Below are 26180 nucleotides of genomic sequence, written 5' to 3' on the forward strand. Positions count from 1 at the left end.
AGATGTCCGACAACCGCAACACGATCCTTGCCGTCATTCTGTCCGGCCTCGTCCTGATCGCCTGGCAATACTTCTACAACGTGCCGCAGATGGAGAAGCAGCGCGAGGCGCAGAAGCAGGCCGAATTGCTGAAGCCATCGCCGCAGCCGACCCCGGGTGCCGCCCCCGGCGCTGCTCCGGGAAGCGCAGCGACGCCCTCCCCGGCACCGGGCACGCCTGCTGCTGACGCTCCGGTGGCGAGCCGCGAGACCGTGCTCGCAGCCGGCCCGCGCATCAAGATCGAGACCCCGCGTGTCATCGGCAGCATCGCGCTGAAGGGCGCGCGGATCGATGATCTGGCACTCGTCCAGTTCCGCGAGACCGTCGACCCCAACTCGCCGGCCGTCGTGCTGCTGTCGCCGTCCGGCACGGCCGAACCTTATTATGCCGAGTTCCTGTGGCTGACCGCCAACGGCTCGTCGGTGAAGACGCCGGATGCCGAAACGGTCTGGCAGCAGGAGGGATCGAACAGCCTGTCGCCGAGCACGCCGGTGGTTCTGAAATACGAGAACGGCCAGGGCCTGACCTTCCGCCGCACCATCTCGATCGACGATCGCTACCTCTTCAGCATCAAGGATGAGGTCGTCAACCAAGGCAGCGCGCCGGTGACGCTGTACCCATTCGGCCTGATCTCGCGCGGCGGCAAGCCGCCGGTCTCGGGCTACGCGATCCTGCACGAAGGCCCGATCGGTTATCTCGGCGAGCAGGGCCTGCAGGAATACACCTACAAGAACCTCGACGAAGCCAAGACCCCGACCGGCGGAAATTCGCGCGGCATCGTATTCTCGAAGGTCACCGACGGCTGGCTCGGCATCACCGACAAATACTGGGCCACCGCGCTGCTGCCGGAAACCAATGCGACGCTGGACAGCGCCCGCTTCACCACCGGTGATAAGCGCTACCAGGCCGACTACATGCTCGGCGCGCAGACCATTCCGATCGGCGGCACCGGCGTCGCCAATGCGCGGCTGTTCGCCGGCGCCAAGGAGGCCGCAACCGTCGGCCTCAACTTCCCGCTGGTCGGCTTCGGCGGCTACAACAAGCAGCTCGGCCTCAACCATTTCGATCTCTTGATCGACTGGGGCCACTTCTACTTCATCACCAAACCGATGTTCCTGGCGCTCGACTGGTTCTATCGCCTGGTCGGCAATTTCGGCATCGCGATCCTCTTGGTGACCGTGATCGTGAAGCTGTTGTTCTTCCCGCTCGCCAACAAGTCCTACGCCTCGATGGCGAAGATGAAGTCGGTGCAGCCGCAGCTGCAGGCGCTGAAGGAACGCTATCCTGACGACCGCGTGAAGCAGCAGCAGGAGATGATGGAGATCTACAAGAAGGAGAAGATCAACCCGATCGCCGGTTGTCTTCCCGTCGCCTTGCAGATCCCGGTGTTCTTCTCGCTCTACAAGGTGCTGTTCATCACCATCGAGATGCGGCACGCGCCGTTCTTCGGCTGGATCAAGGACCTCTCCGCGCCCGATCCGACCAACCTGTTCACGCTGTTCGGCCTGATCCCGTTCGATCCGATCGCGCTGCTCGGACCGCATTTCGGCGCCTATCTGGTGATGGGCATCTGGCCGATCATCATGGGCATCACGATGTGGGTGCAGATGAAGCTCAACCCGGCGCCGCCGGATCCGACCCAGAAGATCATCTTCGACTGGATGCCGCTGATCTTCACCTTCATGCTGGCCGGCTTCCCGGCGGGTCTCGTGATCTACTGGGCCTGGAACAATACGCTCTCGGTGCTGCAGCAGAGCTTCATCATGCGCAAGAACGGCGTGAAGGTGGAGCTGTTCGACAATCTGAAGTCGACGTTCGCCAAGAAGCCGACGTAGGAAGCACCGTCATTGCGAGCGAAGCGAAGCAATCCATGCCTCGGCACGAGGAGAGATGGATTGCTTCGTCGCTTCGCTCCTCGCAATGACGGAACCAGAGCGAGCCGCCGCACATGACCGCCGAACCCGATGCGGAGCTGATCGAGCGAGGGCGAAAGCTGTTCGCGGGCGACTGGCGCTTCATCTGGGCCTCGCCCTCGATCGAGACGCTGCCGCCGATGGCCGGCCTCGAGGTTGCCTTCGCCGGCCGCTCCAACGTCGGCAAGTCGAGCCTCATCAACGCGCTGACCGGCCGCAGCAACCTCGCGCGCACCTCGCACACGCCCGGCCGTACCCAGGAATTGATCTTCTTCGAGGGGCCCGAGAAGGCAGCCTTCCGCCTGGTCGACATGCCCGGCTACGGCTACGCTTCGGCGCCGAAGACCAAGGTCGCGTCATGGACCGCGCTGATCCACAAATTTCTGCTCGGACGCGCGACGCTGGCGCGGGTCTATGTGCTGATCGACGCGCGCCACGGCATCAAGGACGTCGACCTCGACGTGCTGAAGACGCTGGACAAGTCAGCGGTCAGCTACCAGGTCGTGCTGACCAAGGCCGACCAGGTCAAGCCCGGCGAACTGAAGACCGTCACCACTGAGACCATCGCCAAGCTCGCCAAGCATCCTGCGGCGTTTCCCGACGTGCTGGTGACCTCGTCACGCACCGGCGACGGCATGCCGGAGCTGCGTGCCGCCATGGTGCGCCTGATCGAGGAGCGGCGTTGATGAACGGCATGTCCCGCCTCCTGATCGCCCTTGCCGCGATCATGGGCGCCTGCGGCGTGATGCTGGCCGCAGCCGCAGCCCATTTGCCTGACGCCACGCGGCTGGCAGCGGCATCCTCGATGCTGCTGTTCCACGCCTCCGCCGCGATCGCGGCGATTGCGGTCGCGGACCGCGCGGTCATCCATGCCAGGCTCGGAATCGTGGCGGCAGCAGGCTTCGTCATCGCGGCGTCATTGTTCGCAGGCGACCTGGTACTGCGCCAGTATGCCGGCCATGGATTGTTTCCGATGGCGGCACCATCAGGCGGAACGCTGCTGATCCTGAGCTGGCTGGTGCTGGCGGTTTCGGCGGCGTGGCCGAAGCGCTGATCCGTAGCCCGGATGGAGCGCAAGCGAAATCCGGGAATCCCGTCGCGGGTGGCGACCCCGGATTGCGAAGCCTGTCATCGGGCGCGCGTTCGCGCGACCCGTTGGCTTCATCCGGGCTACGGATACAACCTCTCCCGCTTTGCGCCCTGCCCGGCAATCAGATAGAACCGCGCCCGTCCCTCCGCTGACGATGAGACCAGCCCCATGACCGACCAGCACATCAGCCCGCTCGATCAGGCCCGCATCCTGTCCGAGGCGCTGCCGCACATGCAGGAATATGACGAGGAAACCATCGTCATCAAGTACGGCGGCCATGCCATGGGCGCCGAGGACACCGCCAAGGCGTTCGCGCGCGACATCGTGCTGCTCGAGCAGACCGCGATCAACCCGGTGGTCGTGCATGGCGGCGGTCCGCAGATCGCGACCATGCTGAAGCGCCTCGGCATCCAGTCGGAATTCGCCGCCGGCCTGCGCATCACCGACGCCGCCACCATCGAGATCGTCGAGATGGTGCTGGCGGGATCGGTCAACAAGCAGATCGTCGGCTACATCAATGAAGCCGGCGGCAAGGCCGTCGGCCTCTCCGGCAAGGACGGCAACATGGTGAAGGCGTCGAAGACGACGCGCACCATGGTCGATCCCGACTCCCATATCGAGAAGGCGGTCGATCTCGGCTTCGTCGGCGACCCCGAAAAGGTCGATCTGACGCTGCTCAACCAGCTGATCGGCTATGAGTTGATCCCGGTGCTGGCGCCGCTGGCGACGTCGAAGGACGGTCAGACGCTGAACATCAACGCCGACACCTTTGCCGGCGCGATCGCCGGTGCGCTGAAGGCCAAGCGCCTGCTGCTGCTGACCGACGTGCCCGGCGTGCTCGACAAGTCCAAGAAGCTGATTCCGGACCTGTCGATCAAGGAAGCCCGCAAGCTGATCGCCGACGGCACGATCTCCGGCGGCATGATCCCGAAGGTCGAGACCTGCATCTACGCGCTCGAACAGGGCGTGCAGGGCGTCGTGATCATCGACGGCAAGACCCAGCACGCGGTGCTGCTCGAGCTCTTCACCAACCAGGGCACCGGCACGCTGATCCACAAGTAATGGCAGACGCGGGACACACGGCGAGGCAACCTCGCCGGTCGCCGGCGGCGCGGCTCGCGATGGCGCTGCCGGCCGCGCTGGTGTCGTTCCTGTTCTCGTCGGCGCCGGCGCATGCCGACCTCAAGCTCTGCAACCGCATGAGCTATGTGATCGAGGCCGCGATCGGCATCGACGACAAGGCCGCAACCGCGACGCGCGGCTGGTTCCGGATCGATCCGGCGACCTGCCGGGTCGTGGTGCAGGGCGCGCTGACCGCCGACCGTGTGCTGCTCAACGCCCGCGCGCTCGGCGTCTATGGCGCCTCGCCGATCCCGCAGAACGGCACCGATACGCTGTGCGTCGCTCAGGACAATTTCGTGATCGCCGCCGCACGGCAATGCCGCTCCGGCCAGACCCCGGCGCAATTCACCCAGATCACGCCGACGCAGACCGATGACGGCAATCTCGTCGCCTATCTCGCAGAAGACAGCGAATATGACGACGAGCAGGCGCGGCTCGCCGGCATCCAGCGGCTGCTGGTGATCGCGGGCTACGACGCGGCGCCGATCGATGGCGTCGACGGGCCGAAGACCCAGAGCGCGCTGTCGGCCTTCCTCAGGAGCCGCGGGCTCGGCAGCGACATCGTGCAGTCGCCGAACTTCTTCGCCACCATGGTCGATGCCGTGCAGAAACCGTCCGCGTCAGGACTGACCTGGTGCAACGACACCCAGTACAAGGTGATGGCGGCGGTCGCGACCGACGACGGCAAGGTGGTGACCAGCCGCGGCTGGTATCGCATCGACCCCGGCAAATGCCTGCATCCCGACGTCACCGGCACGCCGAAGCAGATCTATTCCTTTGCCGAAGCGGTCGATGGCGACAACCGCACCATCCGCATCAAGGACAAGCCCTTGAACTGGGGCGGTGCGGTGCCGCTCTGCACCCGCGACAGCAAGTTCGAGGTCAACGAGCAGGGCGATTGCACCACCCGCGGCCTCACCGCACTCGGCTTCACCACCGTCGACATGACCAGTGGCGGCAAGACGCTGCGCTTTGCGGTGCCGTGATGAAGATGACGGCGCTGCATATATCTCCGTCGTCCTGGCGAAAGCCCATTACCACAGGCAATCATTTGGCGAAGACTGGTCGTGGTCGACGGTTGTGCAGTATTGGCTCCCCGCTGCATTTGATGGATCACGCGGTATTGGTCCTGGCTTTCGCCAGGACGACGACGGAAAGATAACATGAAAGCTCCCCGCGGCTTCGGCCATGTCGAGACCTGGGTGTTCGACCTCGACAACACGCTGTACCCGCATCACGTCAATCTGTGGCAGCAGGTCGATGCGCGGATCGGCGAGTTCGTCGGCAACTGGCTGAAGATCTCGCCCGAGGAAGCGCGGCGGCTGCAGAAGGACTATTACCTGCGCTACGGCACCACGATGCGCGGCATGATGACCGAACACGGCGTGCAGGCGGACGACTATCTCGCCTATGTACACAAGATCGACCACTCGCCGCTGCAACCGAATCCGGAAATGGGCGCTGCGATCGCAAAACTGCCTGGGCGCAAGCTGATCCTGACCAACGGCTCGGTCGACCATGTCGATGCGGTGCTCGGCCGGCTCGGCATCGGCCAGCATTTCGACGGCGTGTTCGACATCATCGCCGCCGACCTCGAGCCGAAACCGGCGCCGGAGACCTACCAGAAGTTCCTCAGGCGGCACGACGTCGATCCGGCGAAGGCTGCGATGTTTGAGGACCTCGCGCGCAATTTGGTGGTGCCGCATGAGCTCGGCATGACCACCGTGCTGGTGGTGCCCGACGGCAGCCAAGAGGTGGTGCGCGAGACCTGGGAGCTGGAGGGGCGCGACGCCGCTTATGTCGACCATGTCACGGACGATCTCACCGGGTTCTTGCAGCGGCTGAAGCCGTAGCCCGGATGAAGCGAAGCGCAATCCGGGACCGCTGTCGCCACCCGTCGGGATCCCGGATTACGCTGCGCTCCATCCGGGCTACATGCCCGCGTCAGCCTTGACTCCGCGGCCTCAAATTCCGAAAAAGCCCTGCAAAATTTCCGTCATATCCCCGATACGCCCAAGGATCGTCCCGATGTCGCTGTCCGCCCTCGAAACCACCGTCAACACCGCGTTCGACGCCCGCGAAGGCATTTCGACCTCGACCAAGGGCGAGGTCCGCGAGGCCGTCGATCACGCGCTGGAGCTGCTCGACAAGGGTGAGGCCCGCGTCGCCGAGCGCGAGGCCAGCGGCAAGTGGAAGGTCAATCAGTGGCTGAAGAAGGCGGTACTGCTCTCGTTCCGCCTCAACGACATGGGCCAGATCGCCGGCGGCCCGGGCAAGGCGTCGTGGTGGGACAAGGTGCCCTCGAAGTTCGAGGGCTGGGGCGAGAACCGCTTCCGCGACGCCGGCTTCCGCGCCGTGCCCGGCGCGATCGTGCGCCGCTCGGCCTTTATCGCCAGGAACGTCGTGCTGATGCCCTCCTTCGTCAATCTCGGCGCCTATGTCGATGAGGCCACCATGATCGACACCTGGTCGACGGTCGGCTCCTGCGCCCAGATCGGCAAGCGCGTGCACATCTCCGGCGGCGTCGGCATCGGCGGCGTGCTCGAGCCGCTGCAGGCCGAGCCCGTGATCGTCGAGGACGATTGCTTCATCGGCGCACGCTCCGAGGTCGCCGAGGGCGTGATCGTGCGCAAGGGCGCGGTGCTATCGATGGGCGTATTCCTCGGCGCCTCGACCAAGATCGTCGACCGCGAGACCGGCGAGATCTTTGTCGGCGAGGTCCCGGAATATGCCGTCGTGGTGCCAGGCACGCTGCCGGCCAAACCGCTGAAGAACGGCCAGCCGGGCCCCGCCACCGCCTGCGCCGTGATCGTCAAGCGCGTCGACGAGCGCACCCGCGCCAAGACCAGCATCAACGAGCTGCTGCGGGACTAACGACGCCGCGGCGATTCCCCATCCCTCACCGTCACCCTGAGGTGGCCGCTTCTTCAGCGGCCCTCGAAGGGTCGACGGCCCGGCTGGTGGCCGTGCATCCTTCGAGGCTCGCTCCGCTCGCACCTCCAGCGACAACGGCGAAGCCGTTGCGCGGGGATGACGGTCCAGGAAGATCGAACCAATTTCCCTTTGACTCCGACAAAACTCCGGGCCGCGAAACGTTGCCGCCGCCCGGAGCTTTTTCATGGACTGGGCCAATTACCTGTTCGGCTTCAAGGGCCGCGTCAACCGCGCCAAAATTCTGGCTCGCAGTGCTGATCATCGTCTGCTGGATGATGTTCCTGGACGCGCTGGTGGTCTTGGCCGGCCTCGGCGGCAAGGATCGGTCATTCGGCTTCAATGTCGACGACATCTTCCGGGCGTTCGACCCCGACAGCTACACATCACTGACATGGGCCGGATTGCCGACGCTGCTGGTCAAGGCCGGCGGCACGCTATTGTTCGTCTGGGTCTATATCGCCGTCTCGATCAAGCGCCTGCACGACCGCGACAGGAGCGGCTGGTGGATGGTCCCGTTCTTCGCGATCCCCGGCCTCATGAGCCAATTCTCGGACCGGCTTCCCGATCAGTCCTATTGGGTGGCGGCCGCGGGCACGATCGTTTTCGTGCTCTAAATCTGGGGCTTCATCGAGCTGGCGTTTCTGCGCGGCACCTCCTACCCCAATCGCTACGGTCCCAATCCACTGGGCAAAATCCATGCGAGCCGGGGAGGCAGCCGCGGCACCGGGTCGCGCTCGACGCAGGGCTGGGATCAACAAAGCGAGCTCGATATCGTGCCGCACAAAGCTGGTCCACCCGCGCTGTGACGTGTTAAGCGAGGCGCATGACTGATGCCGTCTCGATAACCCGCGATCTGGTTCGCTGCCCCTCCGTCACCCCGGCCGACGCCGGCGCGCTTGGCGTCCTCGAAAATTTGCTGAAAACCGCAGGCTTCGAGGTTCACCGCGTGACGTTCTCCGAGCCCGGCACCGCCGATGTCGACAACCTCTATGCGCGCATCGGCAACACGGCGCCGCACATCACCTTTGCCGGCCACACCGACGTGGTGCCGCCCGGCGATGAGGCGGCGTGGACGCTCGGTGCGTTCTCGGGCGAGGTGAAGGACGGCTATCTCTACGGCCGCGGCGCCGTCGACATGAAGGGCGGCATCGCCTGCAGCGTCGCCGCCGTGCTGCAATATCTCGGCGACCATGACGGCAAGCCGAAAGAGAATGGCAACGGCTCGATCTCCTTCCTGATCACCGGCGACGAGGAAGACGTCTCGATCAACGGCACCGTCAAGCTGTTGAAATGGTGCGCCGAGCGCGGCGAAAAATTCGACCATTGCGTGCTCGGCGAGCCCTCGAATGTCGAAGTGCTCGGCGACATGATCAAGATCGGCCGCCGCGGCTCGCAGTCCGGCACGCTCATTGTCGACGGCGTGCAGGGCCATGTCGCCTATCCGCACCGCGCGTCGAATCCGGTGCCGGATATCTCGCGGCTGATCGTGGCGCTGAGCGACGAGCCGCTCGATCACGGCAGCGCGCAATTCCAGGCCAGCAACCTCGAATTCACCACGGTCGATGTCGGCAACACCGCAACCAACGTGATTCCCGGCCAAGCGCGGGCGAAGTTCAACATCCGCTACAACGACAACCACACCCAGGAAACCCTGCGGCAGCTGGTCGACGCGCGGCTGGCGAAAGCCTGCGGCAATCGCATCCGCGCCCATATCGACTGGATGCCGTCGAACTCCAACGTGTTCGTCACCCAGCCCGGTCCGTTCACCGATCTCGCGGTCGCCGCGATCGAAGAGGTCACCGGCCGCAAGCCGGAGCTGTCCACCTCGGGCGGCACCTCCGACGCGCGCTTCATCTCGAGCTATTGCCCGGTGATCGAATTCGGCCTGGTCGGCCAGACCATGCACCAGATCGACGAGCGCACGCCGGTGGCCGATCTGGAGCAGCTGACGAAGATCTATCGCGGCGTGCTGGAGCGGTATTTTGCGTGATCCAGCCGGTTGGCTGGACAAAAATAGTGAAAAACAACCCCATGCACAGTAGGGATTGTGGCCACTAATAATCTACCCGCACCAGATATAGTCCCTCCGGCGGCGCCACCGGGCCGCAGGCGGCGCGGTTGCGGGCGGCGAGTGCGCCAGAGAGATCGTCCGCGCTCCAGCGGCCCTCGCCGACCCAGACCAGCGAGCCGACCATCGAGCGCACCTGGCTGTGCAGGAACGAGCGCGCCGAGGTCACGATGTTGATGGCATTGCCGTCTCTGACGACGTCGAGCTGATCGAGCGTCTTCTCCGGCGATCTGGCCTGGCACTCGGTGTCGCGGAAGGTTGTGAAATCATGCTTGCCGAGCAGGCGTTGCGCGGCCGCGTGCATCGCATCCGCATCGAGCGCGCGCGGCACCCGCCAGACCCGGCCGATGTCGAGCGCGAGGTTCGCGCGGGTGTTGGTGATGCGATAGAGATAGTGCCGCCTGGTCGCCGAGAACCGCGCCTCGAAATCGTCCGGCACGATATCGGCCGCGAGCACGGCGATCGGATAGGGCCGCAGATGCGCGTTCAGCCCGTCGCGAAAGCGGCCAGGCGGAAAATGCTTGGCGATGTCGCAATGCGCGACCTGGCCGCGCGCATGCACGCCGGCATCGGTCCGCCCCGCGCCATGGACCCGCACGTCCTCGCCGCAGATCGCCTTGACCGCGGCCTCCAGCGCGCCCTGCACGGTCGGCGCGGTGTCCTGGATCTGCCAGCCGGAGAACGGCGTGCCGTCATATTCGATGGTGAGCTTGTAGCGGGGCATCAGTTGAGCCGCGCCGGCGGCTTCAGCGGCGTGCCGCGCAAAAAATCCGCCGCCTTGGTCGGCGTCTTGCCGGCGCGCTGCAATTCGAGGATCCGGATCGCGCCGGCGCCGCAGGCGATCGCGAAGGTGTCGTCGAGCACATCGCCCGGTTGGCCCGAACCCATGGCCAGCTCGCAGCGCAGGATCTTCAGCCGCACCGGCTCGCCTTCGCCTGAAAGCTCGCACCAGGCGCCGGGGAACGGCGACAGCCCGTGAATGTGCCGCAGCACCGCGTGCGCCGGCTGCGTCCAGTCGATCCGCGCCTCGGCCTTCTCGATCTTGGCGGCGTAGGTGACGCCGTCGGCGCTTTGCCTGGTCAACTGCAACCCGCCGCGCTCGAGCCCGGCCATCGCACGCACCATCAGGTCGGCGCCGAGCGGCGCCAGCGCGTCGTGCAGGTCGGACGCCGTCATGCTGTCCGTGACGGCGAGACGCTCGGCCATCGCGATGTCGCCGGTGTCGAGGCCGACATCCATCTTCATCACCATCACGCCGCTCTCGGCATCACCGGCCATGATGGCGCGGTTGATCGGCGCGGCGCCGCGCCAGCGCGGCAAGAGCGAAGCGTGCAGGTTGAAGCAGCCGAGCCTGGGCGCGTCGAGGATCGCTTGCGGCAGGATCATGCCGTAGGCGACGACGACGGCGGCATCCGCGTCATGGGCGCGAAACTCCGCGAGCGCTTCGTCTGTCTTCAGCGTCTTCGGCGTCAGCACCGATATGCCGAGCCGGCGCGCCTCCTGCTCGACCGGTGTCGGCTGCAATTGCAGGCCGCGGCGACCACCGGGCTTCGGCGCACGGGTGTAGACCGCCACAACTTCATGGCCATGGGCCACGAGCTCCAGCAGCGTCGGCACCGCGAAATCGGGCGTGCCCATGAAGATCAGGCGGAGAGGCATGGATCAGGTCTTCCGGGCGTGACAGCGGAGAGCGCGCCTACTCCGCCGCGCGCTTGGCGGCCTTCTCGAATTTCTTGAAGACGCGGTCGCGCTTCAGCTTCGACAGATAATCCACGAACAGCACGCCGTTGAGATGGTCGATCTCGTGCTGGATGCAGGTGGCGTAGAGCCCCTCGGCATCCTCCTCATGCAGCTTGCCGTCGAGGTCGGTGAAGCGCAGGCGCACCCGCGCCGGGCGCTCGACCTCCTCGTAATATTCGGGGATCGACAGGCAGCCCTCTTCGTAGACCGACAGCTCGTCCGAATGCGAAATGATCTCCGGATTGATGAACACCCGCGGCTGCGGCGTGGTCTCGCCGTTCTCGTCGCGCTTGGCGAGGTCCATGGTGATCAGCCGCAACGGCTGCGCGACCTGGATCGCCGCGAGCCCGATGCCGGGCGCGTCATACATGGTCTCGAGCATGTCGTCGGCGAGCTTGCGGATCTCCGGCGTCACCTTCTCGATCGGTTTCGACACCAGCCGCAACTGCTTGTCCGGCAGGATGATGATTTCTCGTAATGCCATGGCGGCGATTTAAGCCGCGGGCCTGATGCGGTCAATGCGTTCAGGAACCCGTTAAGACAGCCTTAACCACGATTCTTCACGCCTGATTAACCAAGAAAATTAGGAAAGCATTTACCATAAATGTTCCCTCTTCGTTCGCATGCGGCCGCGAATCGGCTACAACGGCTGGCATGAACGAGATTCTTCTCATGTTTGGCGACCTTCCGGTCCGCGTCTCCGACGCGCTGATCGGGCTTGGCGCGCTGACGCTGATCCTGCTGTTCGCCATCGCCGTGGTGATCGCCCGCGCCAGCCGGCGTGGCGCGGAACTGGCGATGGCCCAGGCCATCCGCGCCGACGAGCTGGAGGAGCGGCTTGCCGACATGCTGCGCGCCCAGAGCGAATCCTCCGGGCGGGTCGACGCCAAGGTCGATGCCTTCGCGCAGGCGCTCGCCGGGCGCCAGGCCGAGATGGCCCGCGCCGTCAACGAGCGGCTGGATTCGGTGACCCACCGGGTCGGCCAGTCGATGGAACAATCGACCCGCAACACCATGGATTCGCTGCGCGTGCTGCATGAGCGGCTCGGCATCATCGACCACGCCCACAAGAACCTCAACGAGCTCACCACCCAGGTCACGACCTTGCGCGACGTGCTCGCCAACAAGCAATCGCGCGGTGCGTTCGGCCAGGCGCGGATGGAGGCGATCGTCCAGGATGGCATGCCGAAGGGCTCGTTCGAGTTCCAGTACACGCTGACGTCGGGCAAGCGGCCGGATTGCGTCGTGTTCCTGCCCGACCAGCGCCCGCTCTGCATCGACGCCAAATTTCCGCTGGAGGCGATGACTGCGCTGCACGATGCGCGCAGCGACGAGGAACGCAAATCGGCCTGCCAGCGGCTGCGCGCCGACGTGCTCAAGCATGTCAGCGACATCGCGGAGAAATACCTGATCCCGGGCGAGACCCAGGACACCGCGCTGATGTTCGTGCCGTCGGAATCGGTCTATGCCGAGATCCATGACGGCTTCGACGACGTGGTCCAGAAGGCCTATCGCGCCCGCGTCGTGCTGGTGTCGCCGTCGCTGTTGATGCTGGCGATCCAGGTGATGCAGCAGATCCTGAAGGACGCCCGCATCCGCGACGCCGCCGACCAGATCCGCAACGAGGTGATGCACCTCGGCGATGATCTCGGCCGGCTGCGCGATCGCGTGCTCAAGCTGCAAAATCACTTCGGCCAGGTCAACGAGGACGTCAGGCAGATCCTGATCTCCGCCGACAAGATCGAGAAACGCGCCGGCCGCATCGAGGAACTCGACTTCAGCAAGGCCGAGACCCCGATCGAGGTCCCCCGCTTCGTCAAGCCCGCCGCCGCCGACCTGTTCCCCAGCCCGCGCAAGCTGCAGGCGGGGGAGTGATTGTAGTTTTAGAAGTTGCTTGGCGCGCTCGCGCCATCCAATCGGTGTCATCGCCCGGCCTCGACCGGGCGATCCAGTATCCCAGAGGCGGCAGTTTGGGGCGACGCAGCTACTACGTCTACATCCTCCCCAGCCACATCGGCGGCACGCTCTATATCGGTGTGACAAATAACCTCACTCGCCGCGTGGGCGAGCACAAGCTGAAACTCATCAAGAGCTTCACCGAGAAATACGATGTGGTGAAGCTTGTCTACTTCGAGCAGTTCGATGATCCTGATAACGCGATCAAGCGCGAGAAGCGGTTGAAGAAGTGGAATCGAGCCTGGAAGGTTCGTCTGATCGAACAGCACAACCCAAATTGGGAAGACTTGTATCCGGGAATTGCAGGTGTCTAACTATGCGTCATGCCCCGCGAAGGCGGGGCATCCAGTACGCCGGGACGACGGTGGCTGGACGGAATCGTCACGGAGTACTGGATCGTCCGCCTTCGCGGACGATGACCTCACGATGGGATAGATGACCGCCCCCGACGCCACAGCCATGCCGGAAAAAACCACCCCTCCCGCCACCTCCTGGCGCGACAGTTTTGCGGTGTATCTGCAGCCGCGGGTGCTGATCGTGCTGCTGCTCGGCTTCTCCTCGGGGCTGCCGCTGGCATTGTCGGGCTCGACGCTGCAGGTGTGGATGAAGGAGGCCGGGGTCGATCTCGGCACCATCGGGCTGCTGGCGCTGATCGGCACGCCCTACACGCTGAAATTCCTCTGGGCGCCGCTGGTCGACGCGCTGCACGTGCCGCTGTTCACGAAAGTGTTCGGACGCCGCCGCGGCTGGCTGCTGTTCTCACAGCTGTTGCTGATCGCGGCGATCCTGGTGCTGGCGGTGGCCGATCCGGCGCGATCGCCATGGTTCGCGGCGTTTGCCGCGCTGTTGGTCGCAACCGCGTCATCGACGCAGGACATCGTGGTCGATGCCTTCCGCGTCGAGAGCCTGCCGGAAAGCGAGCAGGCCGCCGGCATGGCGTCTTATGTCGCTGCCTATCGCGTCGGCATGCTGGTCTCGACCGCCGGCGCGCTGTTCATCGTCAGCGGCTTCGAGTCCGCAGGCCTCGCGCGGCCATCGGCGTGGATGTGGGGCTATGTGGTGATGGCCGCACTGGTGGTGATCGGCATCGTCACCGCGCTTGCGGCGACCGAGCCGGCGCAATCGAAAGGCGCCGAGGCGGCCACGCATGCGCAGAACGCCGCCGAACGGGTGTTTCACGCCGCGCTCGGCGCATTCTCCGAGTTCCTCAGCCGCAAGGATGCCTTCGCGGCGCTCGCCTTTGTTGTGCTGTTCAAATTCACCGACGCCTTCTCAGGCACCATGACCGCGCCGTTCGTGATCGACATCGGCTTTTCAAAGGTCGACTACGCGGCGATCGTGAAGGGCGTCGGGCTTGCCGCGACCCTGATCGGCGGCTTTGCCGGCGGCTTCGTAGCGCGGCGCTATTTGCTGGCGTCGAGCCTGTGGATCGGCGGCGTGCTGCAGGCGGTCGCCAACCTGTCGTTCTCCTGGCTCGCCCATGTCGGGGTCGATCAATGGGCGCTGGCGCTGGCGATCACGGCGGAGAACTTCACAAGCGCGATCGGCACCGTGATCTTCGTCGCCTACCTCTCGGCGCTGTGCCGCAATCCGCTGCACACCGCGACCCAGTACGCGCTGCTGACGGCGCTCGCGGCGGTCGGCCGCACCTACCTGTCGTCGGGCGCGGGCTATGTCGCCAAGGCGGTCGGCTGGCAGGGGTTCTTCGTGATCTGCGTGCTGGTCGCGATCCCGAGCCTGATCCTGCTCGCCTGGCTGCAACGGCGCGGGCATTTTGATGAGCTGGGGCCGGTGCGGGTTTGAGCATCCGCTGTCATCACCCGCGAAAGCGGGTGATCCAGTATTCCAGAGACGTTCGTGATTCTGTGGAGAAGCCGCGGCGTACTGGATCGCCCGGTCGAGCCGGGCGATGACACCGCAACTGAGGTAGCTACTTCGTCACCACGCTCCACTTCGTGACGATGGCTTCGCTCATCTCGCCGGCGTCCTTGGCGCAGGCGACCTCGTCGACCTTCACCGAGATCGCCTTGCCGGAGAGGCTCTTGAGCTGCGCGGCCTGGGCATCGTTGGTCGGAACGAGCTGGAAGGTTTCCGGCCCGGTTTCGAGATTGCACAGGCCGTTCGGCGGCGGCAGGCGGCGCGGCTCGCTGGTGATCTGGTAGGTCGCGACGCGCTTGCCGCGATTCTTGGTATCGCGCACCTTCATGACGCCGAGTTCCCCGGACAGCACGTCGCCTGCGTGAATGATCTTGCCGGGCTTCTGCGCTGCATCGCTCTCTTGCGCGATGGCACAGGGCGCAGCGAGGATTGCCGCGAGACACGCAAAGCCCAAGCGTACGCCGAATCGGTGTGTCGTCATTTGCAGTGGTTCCGTAGTAGATTCGTCAGATCTGTTTGAGCATGATCTTTTCGGAAAACCGGTTTCCACTTTTCCGGATCATGCTGTTGTGCGTGGATGGCCATCCCCGAATCGTCATCCACCCTATCATTTTGTCTGAGCGCGATCTTTTCGACTTGTGACGGATCGGCCGGCAATATCGCCAGGGCCTGCTCTCAAGTGCGCGCTAGAACAGCGTCCGCTGCCGCATCGCAGCCGATAGCGTACCTTCATCGAGGTAATCAAGCTCGCCGCCGACAGGCACGCCATGCGCCAGCCGCGTCACCCGCACGTTCGCCTCCGACAACAGGTCGGTGATGTAATGCGCGGTGGTCTGGCCATCGACGGTGGCATTCAAAGCGAGAATGATCTCACTGACTTCAGGCGCATGCGCGCGCGCCACCAGTTGATCGATGGTGAGATCCTGCGGACCGACGCCGTCGAGCGGCGACAGCGTCGCGCCAAGCACGTGATAGCGGCCATTGGTCGCATTGGCGCGTTCCAACGCCCAGAGATCGGCGACATCGGCGACCACAACGATGATCGCGGGATCGCGGCGCGGGTCGGTGCACACGGTGCAGGGGTTTTGTGTATCGATGTTTCCGCAGGTCTTGCAGACCTGGATCTTGTCGATCGCGACCTGCAACGCCGCGGTCAGCGGCGTCATCAGCGCTTCGCGCTTCTTGATCAGATGCAGCGCCGCACGCCGCGCCGAACGGGGACCTAAGCCCGGCAGCCGCGCCAACAACTGGATCAGGCGTTCAATCTCGGGACCGGCAACGCTCGCGGCCATTTTAAGTGGGACCGAATCCCGGCGGCAGGCCTAGCCCGCCGGTCAGCGCCATCATCTTCTCCTGCATCGCGGTCTCGGCCTTGCGGCGGGCGTCGCCATGCGCGGTGACCAGCAAATCCTCGAGCACCTCGCGCTCCTCCGGCTTCATCAGCGACGGATCGATCTTGATGCCCTTCACTTCCATCTTCGCGGTCATGCGCACCGCGACCAGACCGCCGCCGGAAATGCCCTCGACCTCGACATTGCCGAGTTGCTCCTGCATCTCCTGCATCTTGGATTGCAGCTGCGCCGCCTGTTTCATCATGCCGAGAAAATCAGCCATGCCTGCGTTCCTATCGCCAAAGATCAATCGTCATCGCTGTCGGAAGTTTCAATCGGGTCTTCGCCTGATACGTCCGCGACCGGAACCTCGGCGGCGAGGCGGCGGACCTCGACCACCTTGGTGCCGGGGAAGCGCGCCAGCACCTCCTGGACGCGCGGATCGGCTTCGGCCGCGCGCTGATGCTCGCTGCGGGCCTGCTCGTTCTGCGAGCGCACCGTGGGCTGGCCGGCCTCGTTGGAGATGATCACGGTCCAGCGCCGCCCGGTCCACAATTCGAGCTTGCGCGGCAAATCGGTGATGAGCGCGCGCTGCGCCTTCGGCTCCAATGCGATCTCGAGCTGGCCGTCCTCGATGCGGACCAGCCGCACATCGGCCTCCAGCGCGCTCTTGGTCATGATGTCGCGCTTCTCGCCGGCGAGCGCGATCAGCTGCGGGAAGCTCGAGATCCGCAGCGCCGGCGCGGCATTGCCGGCCGGTGCCGCCATCTGCGGACGCGCGGCGAGATCGGCACGCGGCGCGGCCTGCGGGGCACGCGCCGGCGCTGATGGCATCGCAGACATCGCCGAGCCAGGTGCGCCGCGTGACGGGGACGATGCGGCGGAGCCAGATGTTGCCGGCGCGGCGCCGCCACCGTTCTGCTCGACCATCATCCGGATCGCCTCGTCCGGCGTCGGCAGGTCGGCGACATAGGCGATGCGCACCAGCACCATCTCGGCGGCGGCCGCCGGGCGTGTCGCGGTCTGCACCTCGGCAATGCCCTTGAGCAGCATCTGCCACATCCGCGACAGCACCCGCATCGACAGCTTGGCGGCGAATTCGCGCGCCCGCACCCGCTCGGTCTCGCCGAATGCGACATTGTCCGCGGTTGCCGGGATGGCCTTCACCCGGGTGACGAAATTGACGAACTCGGCAAGATCGGACAGCACCACCACCGGATCGGCGCCGACATCATACTGCGCGCGGAATTCGGTGAAGGCAGAGGCGAGATCGCCGCGCGCCAGCGAATCGAAGAGATCGATGACCCGGGTGCGGTCGGCAAGGCCGAGCATTTGTCTCACCGCATCGGCCTTCACGAGGCCTGCGGCATGCGCGATCGCCTGGTCGAACAGCGACAGGGAATCGCGCACCGAACCCTCGGCGGCGCGCGCGATGATGCCGAGCGCCTCGGGCTCGACCTCGACGCTTTCCTTGGTCGCGATATTGCCGAGATGCTTCATCAGCACGTCCGCCTCGACGCGGCGCAGGTCGAAGCGCTGGCAGCGCGACAGCACCGTGATCGGAACCTTGCGGATCTCGGTGGTGGCGAACACGAACTTGGCGTGCTCCGGCGGCTCCTCCAGCGTCTTCAGGAAGGCGTTGAACGCCGCCGTCGACAGCATGTGGACTTCGTCGATGATGTAGACCTTGTAGCGCGCGCTCGCCGGCGCATAGCGCACGCTGTCATTGATCTGGCGGACATCGTCGACGCCGGTGTGGGAGGCGGCGTCCATCTCCAGCACGTCCATGTGCCGGCTTTCCATGATCGCCTGGCAGTGCACGCCAAGATCAGGCATGTGGATGGTCGGCCCCTGCACCGAGCCGTCCGGCTTGGCATAGTTCAGGGCGCGGGCCAGGATGCGGGCGGTGGTGGTCTTGCCGACCCCGCGGACGCCGGTGAGGATCCAGGCCTGCGGAATCCGCCCGGTCTCGAACGCATTCGAGACGGTGCGAACCATGGCCTCCTGGCCGATCAGGTCCTCGAAGCTGGAGGGACGGTATTTGCGGGCGAGAACGCGGTATGGCTTGTTGGCGGCCTCAGGCGCCCCGCCGAGATCAAAGCCGCTTTGGCCTGCGCCGTCGGACGGTTGGGAGGGGGCGCCAGCGTCGTCGTTCATGCGTCGATCCGCAACTTGGGTGTCTCTTCAGCCGGCGTGCGGATGGGAGCCAAAATCAAGCGCCGGGCGCGGGGACCGCCATTCCAGCGCGATTCGCTCGGAAAAACAGGTAGGAGACTGACGAGCGACCCGATCCGGACCTCGTTAGGGCTGCTTCCTTCCGGACCTGACCCGGTTGGCGAGTGGCTCGTCCACCGCCAATCTCCCGGTCCCTATTTGGGGCCAAAACCGCCGGAAAGCAAGCGGCCTGACCCGGCTTTGTAAGGCTGGCTTTGCGGGGCTTGTCTGGGAACACGGAAAGGCATTATTTGCCCTCATGCCCGCCTCCAACTGGTCGCTGCATTCGCAGCTCAACAAGGACACCATCGACATCGGCGACCTGCCGCTGTGCAAGGTGCTCGTCATCAAGGATGCGCATTATCCCTGGCTGTTGCTGGTGCCGCGGCGCGACGGCGCGGTCGAGATCATCGACCTCGACGAGGTCGAGCAGGCGCAGTTGATGACCGAGATCACCCGCGTCTCGCGGGCGCTCAAAGAGGTCACCAAATGCGACAAGCTCAACGTCGCAGCGCTCGGCAACCTCGTCCCGCAGCTTCACGTCCATGTCATTGCGCGCCGCACCAGCGACGCTGCATGGCCGCGTCCCGTTTGGGGCGTGATGCCGCCGCTGGCGCATGATGCCGAGGAAGTGCAGAATTTCATCAGCGCGCTTCGCCGCAAGATCTGGTTGGGTTGAAATTCAATGTCCGCATCCGATTCATTTCCGCTCGGCCAGCCGGCCTTCGTCACCCATGTGCTGGACCGCGCCGCGCATCTGCGCAGCAATGACGAGAAGCTGTTTGCGTTGGAGGGCCACCGCGAGGCGCGCGCCTATGTGATCTACCGCGACTCGCTGGTCGTGAAGCAGGAGGAGGGCGGCGCCCGCGCGCTGCTCTCGCTGGAGGAGGCCCGCAGCTACGGCGCCAATCCCGGCACGATCTTCCTAGGCCTGCGCGACAGCGCGCCGATCTTCGGCATGGGGATCGCGCCGCAGGCGGCCGAGAAGCTGGTCGGCCGCAGCGACGTCGCGATCACCGAATTGCGCGGCATGGCGATGCAGGGCGTGGTGCCGCCCGAACAGCTCTCGGCGATCGCGATGGCGAAGTCGATGGTGACCTGGCATCAGCGCCACGGCTTCTGCCCGAACTGCGGCACCCGCACCGCGATGAGGGACGGCGGCTGGAAGCGCGAATGCCCGAGCTGCAAGGCCGAGCACTTTCCGCGTACCGATCCGGTCGTGATCATGCTGGTCACCTCAGGCGACAAGGTGCTGCTCGGCCGCCAGAAGCAGTTCATGCCCGGCATGTATTCCTGCCTCGCGGGCTTCGTCGAGGCCGCCGAGACCATCGAGGACGCGGTCCGGCGCGAGATCTTCGAGGAAGCCGGGATCCGCTGCACCGACGTCAATTACTACATGACGCAGCCCTGGCCCTATCCGTCATCGCTGATGATCGGCTGCACCGCGCGCGCGACCAACGAGGATATCGTGGTCGACCGCACCGAACTGGAAGATGCGCGCTGGTTCGACCATGCCGAGGCGACGCTGATGCTCAAGCGCCAGCACCCCGACGGCCTCGCCGGCCCGCATCCGTTCGCGATCGCCCATCATCTGCTCGGCCGTTGGGTGCACCACCGAAACCCGCTCGACCAATAGCGGGAACCGGACATCGTTCTGCCGATTAAATCTGGACACCAATTGTGCCAGTTGACGGAACCATTGCGACGGACCTTTGCATGAATTTTCAAGACGGCGCTCCGAAAATCCCGCCCCGCATCCTCTGCATCGGCCTGCCGGTGCGCGACCTGACCTTCCGGGTCAATGTCCCGGCACGCGGCTCCAAGGAGAATGCGACGCATTTCGACGAGATCTGCGGCGGCAACGCGCTGAACGCCGCAATCGGCATCGTCCGGCTGGGCGGCCGCGCCTCGATCTGCGGGCCGATGGGCGATTCGCGGGAGACCTCGAGCCGCTACATCTTCGACAAGCTCGGCCAGGAAGGCATCGAGACCAACCATCTCATCCACATGCCCGATCTGGTGACGCCGATCTCGGCGATCATGATCGACGACACCGGCGAACGGACCATCGTCACCTTCCGCGACCCGGAGCTGTGGAAGGTCAAGCTGCCGCCGACCGACCTGTTGCTGGAGGATTGCGCGGCGATCCTGACCGAGAGCCGCTGCGCGCCGTTCTGCACCGAGCTGTGCGCCGAGGCGGTCAAGCGCGGCATTCCCGTGGTGGTCGACGTCGACCGCGCAATGTCGATGCGGGAAGGGCTGCTCACCGCCTCCTCCCATCTGGTGTTCTCCAGCGAGCCGCTGCAGGAGACCGCCGACGTCACCGACGACGGCCAGGCGCTGCACAAGCTCGCCAAGCTCACCCCCTCCTTCCTGGCCGGCACCCGCGGGCCGATGGGCACGATCTGGCTCAATGAGCAGGGCGAGCTCGAGGAGACCCCGGCCTTCCCGGTTCATACCGTCGATACGCTCGGCGCCGGCGACGTCTTCCACGGGGCGTTTGCGCTGGCGATCACCGAGAAGCAGGAGCTGCGGCAGGCGCTGCGCTTCGCCTCCGCCGCCGCAGCGCTGAAATGCACCCGCTTCGGGGGTGCTTATGCCGCACCGCAACGTGCTGAAGTTGAAGCGTTTTTGGGCGAGCACGCCGAAGCCCCGCCGGCCTGACCGGTCAGGAACCGCTTGCGCGAGAAGATTTTTCTCTATATGAGGGATATTGATCCTTCATATGGAACTTTCTTCTATGTCCGAACTCGCCGTTCAGCTGCATGACAATAATCGCCGCCTCGACGCCATCGATCGCAAGATCCTGACCGTGTTGCAGGAGGATGCCTCGCTCTCCGTCGCCGAGATCGGCGACCGGGTCGGGCTGTCGTCGACGCCATGCTGGAAGCGGATCCAGCGGCTCGAGGCCGACGGCGTGATCCTGCGCCGCGTGGCGCTGGTCGACCAGAACAAGATCGGGCTCGGGATCTCGGTGTTCGTCTCGGTCGAGAGCGCCGACCATTCGGAAGCCTGGCTGCGCAAATTCGCCGATGCCGTCAGCGCCATGCCCGAGGTGATGGAGTTCTACCGGATGGCCGGCGACGTCGACTACATGCTGCGCGTCGTGGTCGCGGACATGCAGGCCTATGACGTGTTCTACAAGAAGCTGATCAGTGCCGTGCCGCTGAAGAACGTCACCTCGCGCTTCGCGATGGAGAAGATCAAGTCGGTGACGGCGCTGCCGGTGCCGGCGGCATAAGCGCCGGCACACACCCCATCAGATTCGATACGCCCCCAGGTAGCCGGCCTGGTCTGCATTTACCTGAAGTTAGCGCCGGCAGCGGCATTGTGCTGCGATGGTGCCGGGGGGAATCATCCCAGCGAGGCGACGGCCCGCATGGCGAGGCGCGGCTGCACTGCTGATTGCGAGCTGGATCGCGATCACAATGCTGTCGTTGCAGGTGCGTGCGGGCAACGACGTGGTGGCCGTGGCGTTTCCGCCGTGGTGGCGCGCCGAGCGCGCGCTGACGGCCGCCGCATCGGCCAATGCGTCGATCGTTCGGATGACCGCGATCCCGGCCCTGCTGGTGGTGCGGCCTGACCGCAATGGCGGGCTCACCCGGCTGTACGAGGCCGGCGCCTTGCTGACGATGGATCCGCAGGCGATCGCCGGCTGCTTCAAGGCGGACGACGATCCGGGGGTTGGGCGATCTGGGGGTTGGGAATGACCTTCGAAGACGATGAGATGGCCGCGCTGCGCGAGACGGCCAGCAAGATCCTGCTCGTGGTGCTCTGGCTGCATGTGCCGATCGCGATCGTCGTCGGCCTGTCGCTGCACACCGACTGGCTGATCCCGGCCGGCTTCATGGTCGCGATGGCGCTGGCCGCGACGGTGTCGTGGCGCACCTCCGGAAACGGCGTCTCAACGCAGCTGATCGTGGCAGTCGCCCTGATGGCCGGCGTGTCGATGCTGGTCTACCAGTTCGCCGGCCACCGCTGGCAGGTCGACATGCACATGTACTTCTTCGCTGCGCTGGCGTGCCTGGTCGCCTATTGCGACTACCGGCCGATCGTCGCCGGCACCGTGGCGGTTGCCCTGCATCACCTGACGCTGAATTTCATCCTGCCGGCCGCGATCTATCCCGGCGGCGCCGATCTCGGCCGCGTCGTGCTCCACGCCGTGATCCTGCTGATCGAGGCCGGCGTCTTGATCTGGCTCGCGCACACGCTCGCCGAACTGTTCAAGACCTCGGCGCGGAAGGCAGCCGAGGCCGAGGCCGTCAGTGCCGCCGAGGCGCGCGCCAATGCCGAGCGCATCGAGGCCGAACGGGCCAAGCACGACCGCGATGCCGCGCGGCGCGAACTGGCCCTGGGCTTCGAGCGCAAGATCGGCGAGGTCGTCGAGGCCGTCGCGGTGGCGGCGAACGCGATGCAGGGCCTGTCGGCAACGATGAACGGCAGCAACGCGGAAACCATGCGCCAGGCCAATGCAGCGGCCTCCGCATCGACGCTGGCGTCGAGCAACGTCGAAACCGTGGCGTCGGCGACCGAGGAGCTGACGGCGTCGATCAACAACATCGCCGAGCAGGTGACGCGCTCGGCGCGGATCGCCGCCAAGGCCGCCGACGAGGCGCGCCGCACCAACGGCGTCGTGCAAGGGCTTGCGGCGGGCACGCAGAAGATCGGCGAGGTGGTGACACTGATCCAGAACATCGCCAGCCAGACCAATTTGCTCGCGTTGAACGCAACCATCGAAGCGGCGCGCGCCGGCGAGCATGGCCGCGGCTTTGCGGTGGTCGCGAGCGAGGTCAAGGCGCTGGCCACCCAGACCGCCAAGGCGACCGAGGAGATTGCGGTTCAGATCCAGGATATCCAGAACGCGACCGGTGCGGCCGTCAGCGCGATCGGGACCATCGGCGCCACCATCGCCGAAATCGATCACGTCTCCGGCGAGATCGCCGCCGCCGTCGATCAGCAGGGCGCGGCGACCCGCGAGATCTCCAGCAATCTGCAGCAGGCGGCCGACCGTACAAGGGACGTCAACAAGGGCATCCTCAACGTCAACCGTGCCTCCGAACAGGCCGGCGGCGCGACCGCACAATTGCTCGATGCGGCCAACGGCCTGTCGTCGCAATCGGAATGGCTGAAGACCGAGCTCGACCGCTTCCTGGCCTCGCTGCGGGCGGCGTGAGCACCACCTTCCCAGCTGCCATCGCCCGACTCGATTGACCTACCTCACTGTCGTCGCCCGGCTTGACCGGGCGATCCAGTATTCCAGAGACAGTCATTTTCAATCGAGAGGCCGCGGCGTACTGGATCACCCGCTTTCGCGGGTGATGACAGCAGAGCACGTGGCTCAGATCTTCTGATTGTACGCGCCGACCTCGGGATGGGTGCGCAGCACGGAATCCATCGCCTCGAACATGTCGCGCATGCGCTGCTCGCTGACCGGGCTTTCGACCACGACCACGAGTTCCGGCTTGTTGGAGGAGGCGCGGACCAGGCCCCAGCTGCCGTCCGCGACCGTGACGCGCACGCCGTTGACGGTGACGAGATCGCGGATGGCCTGGCCCGCGACCTGCGCGCCGTTCTGCTGCAAGCTCTCAAAGTGCTTCACGACCGCATCGACCACGCCGTATTTCGCCTCGTCGGCGCAGTGCGGCGACATCGTCGGCGACGACCAGGTCTTCGGCAGCGCGTTCTTCAAATCGGCCATCGACTTGCCCGGCGCGCGGTCAAGCATCTCGCAGATCGCGATCGCCGACACAAGGCCGTCGTCATAGCCGCGGCCGAACGGCTTGTTGAAGAAGAAATGGCCTGACTTCTCGAAGCCGGCGAGCGCGCCCAGTTCATTGGTGCGGCGCTTCATGTAGGAATGGCCGGTCTTCCAGTAGATCGTGTTGGCACCCTGCTTCTGCAACACGGGGTCGGTCACGAACAGCCCGGTCGACTTCACATCGACGACGAACTGCGCGTTGGCGTTGATCGCCGACATGTCGCGCGCCAGCATGACGCCGACCTTGTCGGCGAAGATCTCCTCGCCGGTGTTGTCGACCACGCCGCAGCGGTCGCCGTCGCCGTCGAAGCCGAGGCCGACATCGGCCTTGTGCGCCAGCACCGCATCGCGGATTGCGTGCAGCATCTCCATGTCTTCCGGATTGGGATTGTATTTCGGGAAGGTATGATCGAGCTCGGTGTCGAGCGGGATCACCTCACAGCCGATCGCCTCCAGCACCTGCGGCGCGAACGCGCCCGCGGTGCCGTTGCCGCAGGCCGCCACCACCTTCAGCTTGCGCTTCAGCTTCGGCCGGTTGGTGAGATCGGCGATGTAGCGCGCCGGATAATTCTCGTGAAACTGGTAGGAGCCGCCGGCCTTGTTGTTGAACGCCGCGTTGAGCACGATCTGCTTCAGCCGCGTCATCTCGTCGGGGCCGAAGGTGAGCGGACGGTTGGCGCCCATCTTGACGCCGGTCCAGCCATTGTCGTTGTGCGAGGCGGTGACCATCGCGACGCAGGGCACGTCGAGATCGAACTGCGCGAAATAGGCCATCGGCGTCACCGCCAGCCCGATGTCGTGCACCTTGCAGCCGGCCGCCATCAGGCCCGAGATCAGCGCGTATTTGATCGAGGCGGAATAGCCGCGGAAGTCGTGCCCGGTGACGATCTCCTGGCGGACGCCGAGCTCTGCGATCAGCGCGCCGAGCCCCATGCCCAGCGCCTGCACGCCCATCAAATTGATTTCCTGGTTGAACAGCCAACGCGCGTCATACTCGCGAAATCCGGTCGGCTTCACCATCGGCCCGGATTCGAAGGCATAAGTGTTCGGGACCAGCGCGGGCTTCGGCTTGGGAAACATCAGGAACGGCCTCGTGGAAATGCGGAGGAACAGTGCCGCTGGCTTTAGCGAATGCATCGCCGCAACGGAAGGCAGATTGACGGCTTGTGGCCAATAATTACGGCAGATTTGGCATCGGCGAATACTTGCCCGCTGGCGCAAGACGCCCGCGCTTTTGCAGGGGCACCACTAGGCAAGGAAGGCCCGGAAGAGACCAAGAGCAGGGGCTTTATCCCGGAACTGGGCGTGGAAATCTATAAACGCGGCGGACTATATTACTACGATCAGATCGCGCGGGGATTCCAAGACGGAGTTGGCGGTGGTGTGGGGCTTGGCGATACCGGCGCGGTCGCAAGGGGGCATATGCACTGGGAAGATCAGCGAGAAAGTGATGGAGATCTAAGAAATGCGGAGGCTTATTCTCAGAAAACTCCAGGTTATAGAGCGTGGGTCGGAACTCGATATGGGAGCCGATTGTATTGGCATAACGGCAAGCCAACGGCGGGTCGGATGCCGGATTGGAATCGATACAAATATTGAGTCATGTCGATGAAGGCGATCGCGTTCGCTGGAGCTTTATTGCTTCTATTTGCCAGTTCAACCTTATGTAAGGCGAACTCTAGTAACTGGTGTGCGGCGGATGTTGCGATCTTGAATTTCAAAGATTACAAAGGTCAAGATCTTGCAAGGATCGAGCTTCGTTCCCTCAAACCGGTTTGCGACCGTAACCCGGAAAAGGAAGGGTTTGGAGCAAACTTTGAACGCTCGATGCGCATCGAACACGATGGGCAATGGACTGACGTGCCGACAGCGTGTCTATCCGGTTTTTCTTTTGCGATGGATAGCCTGGCGCTGGAGGGTGACGATCGCGGTCTGGGCATATCTCTTATTGGAAAATCGCCGGACAACGACGAGCGTGTAAAACGCTCGATATACAAATTGGATGGCAGGATTTACTGCTATCAGGTAGAGCGCTATCCGAATGTCGACGATCAGGATCACGAAATTAGGGAGTACAATAGGGACTTACAGTGAGTCCGCCGGGAGACCGGCTCGACACTCTGCGAAAGCGCCTCAG

General features: G+C 64.8%; 27 protein-coding genes and 1 other RNA gene. 19 read left to right on the top strand and 9 right to left on the bottom strand.

The genetic code is table 11. From position 1 onward, the window contains the following. The first annotated feature begins 2 nt into the window (after nt 1-2). The 9 genes from yidC (at nt 3) to dapE (ending at nt 9088) form a co-directional block, all read left to right on the top strand. A complete protein-coding gene (gene yidC, locus ACVW17_RS04925; RefSeq protein ID WP_456750900.1) occupies nt 3-1874 on the top strand; it encodes a membrane protein insertase YidC in 1872 nt (623 codons plus the stop codon). Nucleotides 1875-1987: 113 nt separating this feature from the next. After that, complete coding sequence (yihA, locus tag ACVW17_RS04930) at nt 1988-2638, top strand: ribosome biogenesis GTP-binding protein YihA/YsxC (RefSeq protein ID WP_456750901.1); 651 nt, start codon at nt 1988-1990, stop codon at nt 2636-2638. After that, a complete protein-coding gene (locus ACVW17_RS04935) occupies nt 2638-3006 on the top strand; it encodes a DUF423 domain-containing protein (protein ID WP_456750902.1) in 369 nt (122 codons plus the stop codon). Before yihA ends, ACVW17_RS04935 begins: the two co-directional genes overlap by 1 nt. Nucleotides 3007-3210: 204 nt before the next feature. Then, nucleotides 3211-4104: an acetylglutamate kinase gene (gene argB / locus ACVW17_RS04940; protein WP_456750903.1), complete on the top strand. Its 894-nt coding sequence runs from the start codon at nt 3211-3213 to the stop codon at nt 4102-4104. Further along, nucleotides 4104-5150, top strand: coding sequence for a DUF1036 domain-containing protein (locus tag ACVW17_RS04945; RefSeq protein ID WP_456796809.1), 1047 nt, complete (start codon nt 4104-4106; stop codon nt 5148-5150). Before argB ends, ACVW17_RS04945 begins: the two co-directional genes overlap by 1 nt. A 177-nt stretch (nt 5151-5327) precedes the next feature. After that, a complete protein-coding gene (locus ACVW17_RS04950; protein WP_456750904.1) occupies nt 5328-6017 on the top strand; it encodes a pyrimidine 5'-nucleotidase in 690 nt (229 codons plus the stop codon). A 175-nt stretch (nt 6018-6192) separates the two neighbouring features. Further along, nucleotides 6193-7038 carry a 2,3,4,5-tetrahydropyridine-2,6-dicarboxylate N-succinyltransferase gene (dapD, locus tag ACVW17_RS04955; protein WP_021079579.1) on the top strand — a complete coding sequence of 282 codons (846 nt, stop codon included), beginning with the start codon at nt 6193-6195 and terminating at the stop codon, nt 7036-7038. Between the two features lie 311 nt (nt 7039-7349). Further along, entirely contained in the window at nt 7350-7712 is a 363-nt protein-coding gene (locus ACVW17_RS04960; protein ID WP_456796810.1) for a DUF805 domain-containing protein, read from the top strand. 209 nt (nt 7713-7921) lie between these two features. Next, nucleotides 7922-9088, top strand: a complete 1167-nt coding sequence (gene dapE / locus ACVW17_RS04965) for a succinyl-diaminopimelate desuccinylase (protein ID WP_456750906.1) — start codon at nt 7922-7924, stop codon at nt 9086-9088. A 64-nt stretch (nt 9089-9152) separates the two neighbouring features. On the opposite strand, the gene truA is transcribed toward dapE, so the two are convergent. Genes truA through def form a run of 3 tightly spaced genes read right to left on the bottom strand, consistent with a single transcriptional unit; the run spans nt 9153 to nt 11390 of the window. Then, nucleotides 9153-9890 carry a tRNA pseudouridine(38-40) synthase TruA gene (gene truA, locus ACVW17_RS04970; protein WP_456750907.1) on the bottom strand — a complete coding sequence of 246 codons (738 nt, stop codon included), beginning with the start codon at nt 9888-9890 and terminating at the stop codon, nt 9153-9155. Further along, nucleotides 9890-10825 (bottom strand): methionyl-tRNA formyltransferase, encoded by a 936-nt coding sequence (gene fmt / locus ACVW17_RS04975; protein WP_456750908.1) that lies wholly within the window; start codon nt 10823-10825, stop codon nt 9890-9892. The genes truA and fmt overlap by 1 nt, the downstream gene beginning before the upstream one ends. A 37-nt stretch (nt 10826-10862) precedes the next feature. Continuing rightward, the gene (gene def, locus ACVW17_RS04980) at nt 10863-11390 is read right to left on the bottom strand and encodes a peptide deformylase (RefSeq protein ID WP_092122626.1); all 528 of its coding nucleotides are present in this window, start codon (nt 11388-11390) and stop codon (nt 10863-10865) included. A gap of 170 nt (nt 11391-11560) precedes the next feature. On the opposite strand from def, the gene ACVW17_RS04985 reads away from it, so the two are divergent. From ACVW17_RS04985 to ACVW17_RS04995, 3 genes are all read left to right on the top strand, one after another. After that, nucleotides 11561-12781 (top strand): DNA recombination protein RmuC, encoded by a 1221-nt coding sequence (locus tag ACVW17_RS04985; RefSeq protein ID WP_456750909.1) that lies wholly within the window; start codon nt 11561-11563, stop codon nt 12779-12781. 95 nt (nt 12782-12876) lie between these two features. After that, complete coding sequence (locus ACVW17_RS04990; RefSeq protein WP_456756345.1) at nt 12877-13176, top strand: GIY-YIG nuclease family protein; 300 nt, start codon at nt 12877-12879, stop codon at nt 13174-13176. A gap of 121 nt (nt 13177-13297) precedes the next feature. After that, a complete protein-coding gene (locus tag ACVW17_RS04995; protein ID WP_456796811.1) occupies nt 13298-14665 on the top strand; it encodes an AmpG family muropeptide MFS transporter in 1368 nt (455 codons plus the stop codon). A 127-nt stretch (nt 14666-14792) separates the two neighbouring features. Here ACVW17_RS04995 and ACVW17_RS05000 read toward each other — a convergent pair whose 3' ends face one another. The 5 genes from ACVW17_RS05000 to ffs all read right to left on the bottom strand — a co-directional run bounded on the left by ACVW17_RS05000 (nt 14793) and on the right by ffs (nt 18434). Next, complete coding sequence (locus ACVW17_RS05000; protein WP_456750911.1) at nt 14793-15221, bottom strand: hypothetical protein; 429 nt, start codon at nt 15219-15221, stop codon at nt 14793-14795. 205 nt (nt 15222-15426) lie between these two features. Next, the gene (gene recR / locus ACVW17_RS05005; protein WP_163160808.1) at nt 15427-16032 is read right to left on the bottom strand and encodes a recombination mediator RecR; all 606 of its coding nucleotides are present in this window, start codon (nt 16030-16032) and stop codon (nt 15427-15429) included. Between the two features lies 1 nt (nt 16033). Beyond that, on the bottom strand, nt 16034-16354 hold the full coding sequence (locus ACVW17_RS05010) for a YbaB/EbfC family nucleoid-associated protein (protein WP_018269493.1): 321 nt from the start codon (nt 16352-16354) through the stop codon (nt 16034-16036). A 23-nt stretch (nt 16355-16377) separates the two neighbouring features. Continuing rightward, nucleotides 16378-18228 carry a DNA polymerase III subunit gamma/tau gene (locus ACVW17_RS05015; protein ID WP_456750912.1) on the bottom strand — a complete coding sequence of 617 codons (1851 nt, stop codon included), beginning with the start codon at nt 18226-18228 and terminating at the stop codon, nt 16378-16380. Nucleotides 18229-18337: 109 nt separating this feature from the next. Further along, nucleotides 18338-18434: signal recognition particle sRNA small type (gene ffs / locus ACVW17_RS05020), an RNA gene on the bottom strand. A gap of 110 nt (nt 18435-18544) precedes the next feature. Between ffs and ACVW17_RS05025 the strand changes: the two genes are divergently transcribed. From ACVW17_RS05025 to ACVW17_RS05050, 6 genes are all read left to right on the top strand, one after another. Then, nucleotides 18545-18964, top strand: a complete 420-nt coding sequence (locus tag ACVW17_RS05025; protein ID WP_212021210.1) for an HIT domain-containing protein — start codon at nt 18545-18547, stop codon at nt 18962-18964. Between the two features lie 6 nt (nt 18965-18970). Beyond that, nucleotides 18971-19921, top strand: coding sequence for an NAD(+) diphosphatase (gene nudC / locus ACVW17_RS05030; RefSeq protein WP_456750913.1), 951 nt, complete (start codon nt 18971-18973; stop codon nt 19919-19921). A gap of 80 nt (nt 19922-20001) precedes the next feature. Then, nucleotides 20002-20949, top strand: a complete 948-nt coding sequence (locus tag ACVW17_RS05035) for a sugar kinase (protein ID WP_456750914.1) — start codon at nt 20002-20004, stop codon at nt 20947-20949. A gap of 76 nt (nt 20950-21025) precedes the next feature. After that, nucleotides 21026-21526 (top strand): Lrp/AsnC family transcriptional regulator, encoded by a 501-nt coding sequence (locus tag ACVW17_RS05040; protein ID WP_212021204.1) that lies wholly within the window; start codon nt 21026-21028, stop codon nt 21524-21526. Between the two features lie 187 nt (nt 21527-21713). Beyond that, entirely contained in the window at nt 21714-21995 is a 282-nt protein-coding gene (locus ACVW17_RS05045; protein WP_456750915.1) for a hypothetical protein, read from the top strand. Beyond that, entirely contained in the window at nt 21992-23458 is a 1467-nt protein-coding gene (locus tag ACVW17_RS05050) for a methyl-accepting chemotaxis protein (protein WP_456750916.1), read from the top strand. Before ACVW17_RS05045 ends, ACVW17_RS05050 begins: the two co-directional genes overlap by 4 nt. 165 nt (nt 23459-23623) lie before the next feature. Here ACVW17_RS05050 and ACVW17_RS05055 read toward each other — a convergent pair whose 3' ends face one another. Continuing rightward, nucleotides 23624-25123 carry a phosphomannomutase/phosphoglucomutase gene (locus ACVW17_RS05055; RefSeq protein ID WP_456750917.1) on the bottom strand — a complete coding sequence of 500 codons (1500 nt, stop codon included), beginning with the start codon at nt 25121-25123 and terminating at the stop codon, nt 23624-23626. A 528-nt stretch (nt 25124-25651) separates the two neighbouring features. Between ACVW17_RS05055 and ACVW17_RS05060 the strand changes: the two genes are divergently transcribed. Then, nucleotides 25652-26137: a hypothetical protein gene (locus ACVW17_RS05060; protein ID WP_456750918.1), complete on the top strand. Its 486-nt coding sequence runs from the start codon at nt 25652-25654 to the stop codon at nt 26135-26137. Nucleotides 26138-26180: the final 43 nt, after the last annotated feature.

This window comes from Bradyrhizobium sp. USDA 4473 (assembly GCF_054063335.1).

Bases quoted from the DNA above. Each gene is read 5' to 3' on its own strand.
- yidC (WP_456750900.1), top strand. From the start codon at position 3: ATGTCCGACAACCGCAACACGATCCTTGCCGTCATTCTGTCCGGCCTC.
- yihA (WP_456750901.1), top strand. From the start codon at position 1,988: ATGACCGCCGAACCCGATGCGGAGCTGATCGAGCGAGGGCGAAAGCTG.
- ACVW17_RS04935 (WP_456750902.1), top strand. From the start codon at position 2,638: ATGAACGGCATGTCCCGCCTCCTGATCGCCCTTGCCGCGATCATGGGC.
- argB (WP_456750903.1), top strand. From the start codon at position 3,211: ATGACCGACCAGCACATCAGCCCGCTCGATCAGGCCCGCATCCTGTCC.
- ACVW17_RS04945 (WP_456796809.1), top strand. From the start codon at position 4,104: ATGGCAGACGCGGGACACACGGCGAGGCAACCTCGCCGGTCGCCGGCG.
- ACVW17_RS04950 (WP_456750904.1), top strand. From the start codon at position 5,328: ATGAAAGCTCCCCGCGGCTTCGGCCATGTCGAGACCTGGGTGTTCGAC.
- dapD (WP_021079579.1), top strand. From the start codon at position 6,193: ATGTCGCTGTCCGCCCTCGAAACCACCGTCAACACCGCGTTCGACGCC.
- dapE (WP_456750906.1), top strand. From the start codon at position 7,922: ATGACTGATGCCGTCTCGATAACCCGCGATCTGGTTCGCTGCCCCTCC.
- truA (WP_456750907.1), bottom strand. From the start codon at position 9,890: ATGCCCCGCTACAAGCTCACCATCGAATATGACGGCACGCCGTTCTCC.
- fmt (WP_456750908.1), bottom strand. From the start codon at position 10,825: ATGCCTCTCCGCCTGATCTTCATGGGCACGCCCGATTTCGCGGTGCCG.
- def (WP_092122626.1), bottom strand. From the start codon at position 11,390: ATGGCATTACGAGAAATCATCATCCTGCCGGACAAGCAGTTGCGGCTG.
- ACVW17_RS04985 (WP_456750909.1), top strand. From the start codon at position 11,561: ATGAACGAGATTCTTCTCATGTTTGGCGACCTTCCGGTCCGCGTCTCC.
- ACVW17_RS04995 (WP_456796811.1), top strand. From the start codon at position 13,298: ATGACCGCCCCCGACGCCACAGCCATGCCGGAAAAAACCACCCCTCCC.
- ACVW17_RS05000 (WP_456750911.1), bottom strand. From the start codon at position 15,221: ATGACGACACACCGATTCGGCGTACGCTTGGGCTTTGCGTGTCTCGCG.
- recR (WP_163160808.1), bottom strand. From the start codon at position 16,032: ATGGCCGCGAGCGTTGCCGGTCCCGAGATTGAACGCCTGATCCAGTTG.
- ACVW17_RS05010 (WP_018269493.1), bottom strand. From the start codon at position 16,354: ATGGCTGATTTTCTCGGCATGATGAAACAGGCGGCGCAGCTGCAATCC.
- ACVW17_RS05015 (WP_456750912.1), bottom strand. From the start codon at position 18,228: ATGAACGACGACGCTGGCGCCCCCTCCCAACCGTCCGACGGCGCAGGC.
- ACVW17_RS05025 (WP_212021210.1), top strand. From the start codon at position 18,545: ATGCCCGCCTCCAACTGGTCGCTGCATTCGCAGCTCAACAAGGACACC.
- nudC (WP_456750913.1), top strand. From the start codon at position 18,971: ATGTCCGCATCCGATTCATTTCCGCTCGGCCAGCCGGCCTTCGTCACC.
- ACVW17_RS05035 (WP_456750914.1), top strand. From the start codon at position 20,002: ATGAATTTTCAAGACGGCGCTCCGAAAATCCCGCCCCGCATCCTCTGC.
- ACVW17_RS05040 (WP_212021204.1), top strand. From the start codon at position 21,026: ATGTCCGAACTCGCCGTTCAGCTGCATGACAATAATCGCCGCCTCGAC.
- ACVW17_RS05045 (WP_456750915.1), top strand. From the start codon at position 21,714: ATGCTGTCGTTGCAGGTGCGTGCGGGCAACGACGTGGTGGCCGTGGCG.
- ACVW17_RS05050 (WP_456750916.1), top strand. From the start codon at position 21,992: ATGACCTTCGAAGACGATGAGATGGCCGCGCTGCGCGAGACGGCCAGC.
- ACVW17_RS05055 (WP_456750917.1), bottom strand. From the start codon at position 25,123: ATGTTTCCCAAGCCGAAGCCCGCGCTGGTCCCGAACACTTATGCCTTC.
- ACVW17_RS05060 (WP_456750918.1), top strand. From the start codon at position 25,652: ATGAAGGCGATCGCGTTCGCTGGAGCTTTATTGCTTCTATTTGCCAGT.